Below are 7,360 nucleotides of genomic sequence, written 5' to 3'. Positions count from 1 at the left end.
GGCCGGATCACCGGCGGGCAGGTCCTGTTCGAGGGGCGCGACCTCCTCGCCCTGAAGGAGCGCGAACTGCGGAAGATCCGCGGCGGCGCGATCGGCTTCGTGTTCCAGGACCCGATGATCTGCGCCGCCACCGTCATGCCGGGGTTGGGCGCGCTCAACGGGGCCTGGAACACGACGCCGATCGCGCCGCCGCGGAGCTTCCGCAGTTCGCGCTCCTTCAGGGCGAGGGGGTCGCGCCCCTCGAACAGGACCTGCCCGCCGGTGATCCGGCCGGGCGGGCGCGGGATCAGGCCCAGCATGGCGAGCACATGCACGCTCTTGCCGGAGCCGGATTCGCCGACGATGCCCAGCGTCTCGCCCTCGTGCAGCGTGTAGGAGACGCCGTTGACCGCGTGGACCGCGCCGCCGTCGGTGTCGAAGGCCACCGCGAGGTCGCGGACGTCCAACAGGGGCTTCGTCATGTGCGCTGCCTCGGGTCGAGGGCGTCCCGCAGGCCGTCGCCGAACAGGTTGAAGGCGAGCACCGCCAGGAAGATCGACAGGCCGGGCCAGATCGCCATCCAGGGCGCTTGGTCCATGAAGTTCTTGGCGGTGTTGAGCATCGCCCCCCAGGAGGGCTCGGGCGGCTGCTGGCCGAGGCCGAGGAATGACAGGCTCGCCTCCGCGATGATCGCCGCCGCGATGGTGAGCGTCGCTTGGACGAGGATCGCCGGGACGATGTTGGGCAGGATGTGGACCCGGGCGATCCGCCAGGGCGGGTTGCCCATGGCGCGGGCCGCCTCCACGAACTCCTCGGCCGCCACGGCACGGACCTGCGCGCGGGTGAGACGGATGAAGGTCGAGGTCGCCGAGAGGCCGATCGCGATCATCGCGTTGACCAGGCTCGGGCCCAGGAAGGCGGCGAGCGCAATCGCCAGGATCAGGAACGGGATCGCCAGGAGCGCGTCGGTGAGGCGGGAGATCACCCCGTCGATCCAGCCGCCCGCGTAGCCGGCGAGCAGGCCGAGCGGCAGGCCGAGGGAGACGGCGAGCGCCACCGAGACGAGGCCGGCGCCGAGGGAGGCCCGGGCGCCGAAGATGATCCGGGAGAGCACGTCGCGCCCGACCTCGTCGCCGCCAAATGGGTGGGCGAGGCTCGGCGCCCCGCGGACGTTGGCCCAGTCGGTGGCGGTGGGGTCGTAGGGCGCGATCCAAGGGGCGAAGACCGCCATCAGGATCAGCAGGCCGACGATGACGAGGCCCGCAACGGCGCTCCTGCGAGCACGCAGGCGCCGCCAGAACGCCGCGAGGGTGCTGGGCTCTCGAAGAATGGGTTGGGCGGTGGTGCCGGACGGGGCGGCTTCCAGGCCGACCGCCTCGGCGCGGGCGATCTCGCTGCCGGTGCTCATGCCCGCCTCAGCTTCGGGTTCACGGCGGCCGACAGCAGGTCGGCGGCGAGGTTCAGGGCGATGTAGGTGGCCGCCGTGCAGATCACGACGCCCTGCACCGTGGCGAAATCCCGGTTGAACACGGCATCGACCATCAGTTTGCCGAAGCCCGGCACCGAAAACACCTGCTCGGTGAGCACCGCCCCCGACAGGAGCTGGCCGAATTCCAGCGCCCCCAGGGTGATGATCGGGATCGCGGCGTTGGGCAGGGCGTGCCGCAGGGTGACCCGTAGAGGCGAGACGCCCTTGGCGCGGGCGGTGCGGACGTAGTCGGAACCCAGCACGCCGAGCATCGCCGCGCGGGTATGGCGCATCATCACCGCCGCGATGGCGTTGCCGAGCACGAAGGCCGGCATCACCATGGCGGCGAGGTTTTCGGACAAGCTCTCGAACGGCGAGACGTAGCCCGAGGCCGGCAGCCAGCCGAGCTCCACCGAGAACAGCAGGATCAGCAGGATCCCCAGCCAGAAATTCGGCACCGACAGGCCCCAGAGGGCGATCCCGTTGGCGATCGTGTCGGCGGCCTGACCGCGCTTGACCGCCGAGAGCACGCCCATCGGCACGCCGATGGCCAGCGCCACCAGCATGGCGAGGCAGGCGAGTTCGAGCGTCACCGGCAGCTTCTCGACGATCAGTTCGGAGACCGGCTTCTGCAGCCGGATCGACTCGCCGAAATCGCCCCGCAGCACCCCGCCGGCCCAGTAGGCGTAGCGCACCGGCAGGGGCTCATCGAGGTGGTACTTCTCGCGGATGAAGGCGATCACCTGCGGGTCGCGCTCCTCGCCGGTCAGCGCCGTGGCGACGTCCCCCGGCAGCAATTGCTGCAGGGCAAAGATGATCATCGAGGCGAGGATCAGGGTCGGAACCGCCAGGGCGAGGCGTCGGGCGAGGAAGCGCAGCATCAGTTGAGCTTCAACCCGGTGAAGCGCACGAGCCCGTCCGGATAGGGCACGAAGCCCGTGAGCTTCTGGCTGTAGGCCCAGAGCAGCTTGCGGTGCAGGATGTAGATGCCCGGCCGGTCCGTCAGCACGTGATCGGCCAGCGCCTTCCAGGCGGCCTTGCGCTTGGCCGGGTCGATGGTGCTGCGCTCGGCCTGGAGCGCCGCATCGGCCTCCGGGCTGCAGTATTTCGGATAGTTCAGCGCCGCCTTGCAGAACAGGAAGCTGAACGTGTTGCCGTCGGGGTCCGAGCGGCCGCTCCAGGAATAGAGCTGCGCCTCGTAATTGCCCTTGTCGGCGGCATCGAGCGCCGTGGTGAAGTCCACCGCCTGAAGCTTCACGTCGAACCCGGCCTCCTTGGTCATCGCCTGGATCACCTGACCGACCTGCGGCGACTCGCTGTTGGCGTAGACGGTGAGCGTGATCTGCGGGTTCGGCTTGCCGGCCTCGGCGAGCAGCGCCTTCGCCTTGGCCACATCCCGCTTCGGGATCGGGTACTCGGCGACGTAGTTCGGGTTCTTCGGATTGACCCACTGGTTCCCGGCAAGGAACTCGCCGTTATAGACCACCTGATTGATGGCGTTGCGATCGATGGCCGCCTCGAAGGCGGCGCGCACCTTCGGATCGGAGACCGGCGAGCCGGCCTTGTTGGGGTTGAACAGGATCTCCTGGAAGCCGAGTTCGGTGGTGGACTCAAGCTTCAGCTTGGCGTCGCGCTTCACCTGCGGCACGTCGGTGGGGGCGAGGCGCTCCAGCAGGTCGAGCTGACCCGCCCGGAGGTTGGTGAGCCGCACGGTGGCGTCGGGGATCGGCCGGAACTCGATCCGCTGGATGTGGATCGCGTCCTTGTTCCAGTAGTCGGGGAAGCGCTCGACCACGATCCGGTCCTGCGGCACGCGCTCCACGAACTTGTACGGCCCGGCGCAGACCGGCGCGGAGGCGAACTTGTCGCCCAGCCGCTCGGCGGCCTTGGGCGAGACCATCATGCCGGCCCGGTCGGTGAACTGTGCGAGCAGCGGGGCGAAGGGCTGCTTCAGGTTGATGCGGAAGGTGAGGTCGTCGACGACGTCCACGGAGGCGATCGGCGCGATCTCCGAGCGGCGCTGCGAGCCCGGCATCTTCATGTGCCGCTCGATCGAGTACTTGGCCGCGGCGGCGTCGAGCTTCTCGCCGTCGTGGAACAGCACCCCCGGGCGCAGATGCATGGTCAGCGCCTTCTCGTCGGGGGAGAGCTCCCAGGAGGTCGCGAGCTGCGGCACTGGCTTCAGGTCAGGCCCGATATCCACCAGCTTGTCGCAGAGGGCGGCGAACACCATCCGGCTCGCGAAGGTCCGGGCGAGCGTCGGATCGAGGGCGTCCGGATCTTCCATCATGCCGTAGCGCAGGGTCTGCGCGGCGACAGGTCCGGACAGGACCATCCCGGCAAGGAGGCAGGCGGCGAGACGCAACATGAATTCGGTCCGAAGGCTGGCGCGGGTGGCGGGACGCGATCGGCCACGGCCGATCCAGAGGCGGCTAAGAGTGTTGCGCACCTCCATGGCATGCACAATCCCAAGGCAGCATCCATGCCAGACGGTCAAGCTGCATCCTATATCTGAGCGGTTTCGGCGGGGGTATTGGCGTATCGGGAGCCGCCTGCTCCGATATCCGAACGATGAATAAAGAAAGATCTTGTCAGTAGGCGCCAATGTTGGATGTGCGAGAGCGCAATAAAATCCCATCAACGGAAAGATAAATTTTATCGAGTCCCGGAGCCTATCGGCAGGTCATTCCGTCGCATAACGCCGCCATGTCACGAGGGCGTCGATAAAGGACATGCATGACCCGCGACACCGCATCATTCTGCCCGCCCTGTGCTGGACTGCGCGCCGTCGGGATTTCTACGCGATCACCACGGACGTCTCGGTCGAGGGGATCCGCTTCCGTTCGTCGTCGCGCTTGATCCCGGGCGAGGATATCACCTGCCGCATCCGCCACATCGGCCTCCTGCATGCGCGGATCGACCAGGCGGCAGGCCAGGAATTCGTCGTCTCGGTCCGTGGGGGCCGGCCCGCGCTCGCCGGCTTGGCGCGCCAGTTCGTGAGGCTGTCCAAGGCTCAGGATTTCCGCGTGGAGCCGGTCCGGATCGAGCGCCGCATCGTTCCGAAGCAGAAGAGCGTGGCCGTGACGCTGGAGGGCGGCCATGCCGTTTCGGGGCACGTGCTCAATATCTCGGCGTCCGGCGTGGCGCTGCTGGTCGATCAGACGCTCGAACTCGGCGCGACGATCCGGATTGGCCAGAAGTTGGCCCGCGTCGTGCGGCATTTCACCCATGGGCTGGGAGCCGCGTTCGTCGAGCCCTTCGAGCCAAGCGCCGTCCACGAGGCGATGACCCTATAGGGGATGTCGTGAGATGCGCGGCGGGGCCTCGCAGCGGCGGCGGATGGGCGCTACATTTCCCGGGATCAGCCAAGGACATCTCATGACGCGCCATTTCCCCGCCTCTCTCGCCGCTGCCCTTCCGGCCGCGCTCGCGCTGCTGCCGCAGGCGGCGCTCGCCCATCCGGGCCACGGTGCCGCCACCGGCGCGGAGGCGGGCTTCCTGCATCCGCTGATGGGCACCGACCACGTGCTGGCGATGGTCGCGGTCGGCCTGCTGGCGGCCCTGCGGGGCGGGCGGGCCCTGTGGGCGCTGCCCCTGTCCTTCCTGGCGCTGATGTGCGCGGGAGCGGGGCTCGGCATGGCCGGCATCGCGCTGCCCTATGCCGAGACCGGGATCGCCCTTTCCATCGTGGTCTTCGGCCTCGCCGCGATGATCGGCCTGCGGGCGCCGGTGGCGCTGCTGGCTGCCCTGGTCGGGGTGTTCGCGGTCTTTCACGGCTACGCGCACGGGGCCGAGATGCCGGAGACCGCCTCCGGCCTGTCGTTCGGCTCCGGCTTCCTGGCGGCGACCGCGCTCCTCCATGCCGCGGGGATCGGCGTCGGGATCGCGGGGGCCCGCCTGGGCGCAACGCGGGCCGCGCCGGTCCTCGGCGCCGGCGTCGCGATGGCGGGGCTCGCCCTGCTGGTGCTGCCGGCCTGAGTGAGGCGGTCGATCCGTCAGCGGCGCGCGCGCCCGTCGGGAAGCCGCTGCCGCGCCTGAGCATCCGTATCGATCTGGGGCCCGGGCACAGGCTCGGCCCCGGCAAGGTGCGCCTGCTGGAGACGATCGCCGAACATGGCTCGATCTCGGCGGCCGGCCGGGCGCTCGGCATGTCGTACCGGCGCGCGTGGCTGCTGGTGGAGGCGATGAACCGCGGCTTCGATCGCCCGGTCGTGGAGGCGCAGATCGGCGGCCGGGCCGGGGGCGGCGCCCGCCTCTCGGCCTTTGGCGCCGCGGTGGTGGCGCAGTACCGGGCGGTTGAATCGGCTGCCGAGGCGGCGACCGCCCCATACCTGAGCCAACTGGGGCAAGCTGGGGACCTGTAACCGGCCCGGGCGTGGGGGCGATATGCGGGTGTGGATGTCGCAGGCCCCCGGGGCTGATTGCGCCGCCCGCTGCACCACGTCCCGCCGGTCGCGATAATCCCCGGCGGCAGAAGAGGACCCCACATGGCAAAGATCACGACGCTCGCCTTGATGAGCTTGCTGGCTATCACCACGGGCGCACAGGCGGCCCCGAAGGTCGAGCGCCTGCGCGGGACCGTGGAGGCGGTCAAGGGCGGCGGCTTCATGCTGAAGACCCTCGACGGCAAATCCGAATCCGTGGCGTTGCCGCCGGACGCGAAGGTCTCGTGGGTCGTGCCGGCGTCGCTCGACCAGATCAAGGACGGCGTGTTCATCGGCACGGCCACGAAGGGCGAGCCCCCGGTGGCCCTCGAGGTCGTGCTGTTCCCCGAGGCGATGCGCGGCACCGGCGAGGGGCACTACGACTGGGACATGATCCCGGATCGCACGGCGGGCGGCGCGCAGGTGAAGAGCGCGATGACCAACGGCACCGTGAAGGCCGACACCCGTTCGACCGCACCCGATGCCCCCCGGGTGAAGTCTGCCATGACCAACGGCACCGTCACGGCGAGCGGCAGCGGGGCCGAGCGGACGCTGACCGTGGATTACGGCAAGGGGCAGTCCATCCAGATCCTGGTGCCGCCGCAGGCACCGGTCGTCAGCTTCGCACCGGCCGACGCCTCGGCTCTCACGGCGGGCGCCAAGGCGTTCGTGGTGGTGGCGCGCGACGACGAGGGGCATCTGACCGCCCGCCGGGTCGCCGTCGGCAAGGACGGCCTGACCCCGCCCATGTAAGCCGGCAATGTAACGCGGCCATCCGTGCAGCCCCGTCAACAACGGCGGCTGACACGGGTTCAACGCACGAATCGTCCGGCGCGCGAATACCGGCGCCGGGCTATTCGAAGCCGAAGACGCTCTGGAAACCCACGCGAAACCGGCCTCCGCAATCCGGTTAATGGCCAATGCGCCTCGAAATTGTTGCCAGCAGGCAACATCGCGTCGGAACCGCGGCAATAGACGAGAATCCTCGTTGCCGCCCGAAACCTGTTCGCACATGGTGAGGGTGCACGGGGGCATCGCCAAGCGAGAGCCCGCAAGAGCCTGCCGCTCAAGACGCAGGCCAAATCTACAAAACGTGCGGTGAGATCCGGTCAACCGGGCACGTCCGCATTCTTGGGTCTCGAAGCTTTGGAGATATCAATGAAGCTCTTGAAGGGCTCGTTGCTCGGGTCGGCTGCCGCTTTTGCGGCGGTGGGCGCCGCGCACGCCGCCGATCTGCCGGTCAAGAAGGCTGTGCCGATCGAGTACGTCCGTGTCTGCACCGCCTACGGTGCCGGCTTCTTCTACATCCCCGGCACCGACACCTGCCTGCGCGTCTCGGGCCGCGCCCGGTTCGAGGGCGGGTACATGACCAGCTACTCGCGCCAGAACGCAAACGGCGGCGACACGTCGGGCTACCAGGGCCGGATGCGCATCAACCTCGATGCCCGCACCCAGACCGCCTACGGCACGCTCCGCGCCTTCGTCCGCC

At 69.1% G+C, this 7,360-nt stretch carries 9 protein-coding genes; 5 read left to right on the top strand and 4 right to left on the bottom strand.

Going from position 1 to position 7,360, the window contains the following annotated elements; genetic code table 11:
• The 4 genes from MKK88_RS03555 to MKK88_RS03540 all read right to left on the bottom strand — a co-directional run.
• A partial coding sequence (locus MKK88_RS03555) for an ATP-binding cassette domain-containing protein (RefSeq protein ID WP_243997222.1) occupies window positions 1–461 on the bottom strand: 461 nt, incomplete at its 3' end.
• A complete protein-coding gene (locus MKK88_RS03550; RefSeq protein ID WP_243997221.1) occupies window positions 458–1,387 on the bottom strand; it encodes an ABC transporter permease in 930 nt (309 codons plus the stop codon). The genes MKK88_RS03555 and MKK88_RS03550, both read right to left, overlap by 4 nt.
• Entirely contained in the window at window positions 1,384–2,328 is a 945-nt protein-coding gene (locus MKK88_RS03545; protein ID WP_243997220.1) for an ABC transporter permease, read from the bottom strand. Before MKK88_RS03545 ends, MKK88_RS03550 begins: the two co-directional genes overlap by 4 nt.
• Window positions 2,328–3,815 (bottom strand): ABC transporter substrate-binding protein, encoded by a 1,488-nt coding sequence (locus MKK88_RS03540; protein ID WP_243997219.1) that lies wholly within the window; start codon window positions 3,813–3,815, stop codon window positions 2,328–2,330. The genes MKK88_RS03545 and MKK88_RS03540 overlap by 1 nt, the downstream gene beginning before the upstream one ends.
• Before the next feature lie 364 nt (window positions 3,816–4,179).
• Between MKK88_RS03540 and MKK88_RS03535 the strand changes: the two genes are divergently transcribed.
• The 5 genes from MKK88_RS03535 to MKK88_RS03515 all read left to right on the top strand — a co-directional run.
• A complete protein-coding gene (locus MKK88_RS03535) occupies window positions 4,180–4,743 on the top strand; it encodes a PilZ domain-containing protein (protein WP_243997218.1) in 564 nt (187 codons plus the stop codon).
• Window positions 4,744–4,825: 82 nt separating this feature from the next.
• Window positions 4,826–5,425: a HupE/UreJ family protein gene (locus tag MKK88_RS03530; protein ID WP_243997217.1), complete on the top strand. Its 600-nt coding sequence runs from the start codon at window positions 4,826–4,828 to the stop codon at window positions 5,423–5,425.
• A gap of 47 nt (window positions 5,426–5,472) precedes the next feature.
• Window positions 5,473–5,811: a winged helix-turn-helix domain-containing protein gene (locus MKK88_RS03525; RefSeq protein ID WP_243997223.1), complete on the top strand. Its 339-nt coding sequence runs from the start codon at window positions 5,473–5,475 to the stop codon at window positions 5,809–5,811.
• A gap of 123 nt (window positions 5,812–5,934) precedes the next feature.
• On the top strand, window positions 5,935–6,624 hold the full coding sequence (locus MKK88_RS03520) for a metal ABC transporter permease (RefSeq protein ID WP_243997216.1): 690 nt from the start codon (window positions 5,935–5,937) through the stop codon (window positions 6,622–6,624).
• 405 nt (window positions 6,625–7,029) lie between these two features.
• Window positions 7,030–7,360 (top strand): porin (locus tag MKK88_RS03515; RefSeq protein ID WP_243997215.1); only part of this gene is annotated, 331 nt, incomplete at its 3' end.

Source organism: Methylobacterium sp. E-005 (assembly GCF_022829725.1).
In the GTDB taxonomy this organism is placed as follows: Bacteria; Pseudomonadota; Alphaproteobacteria; order Rhizobiales; family Beijerinckiaceae; genus Methylobacterium.
Note: the sequence above shows the minus strand (reverse complement) of the source record. Positions and strands in the feature narration are given on the sequence as shown.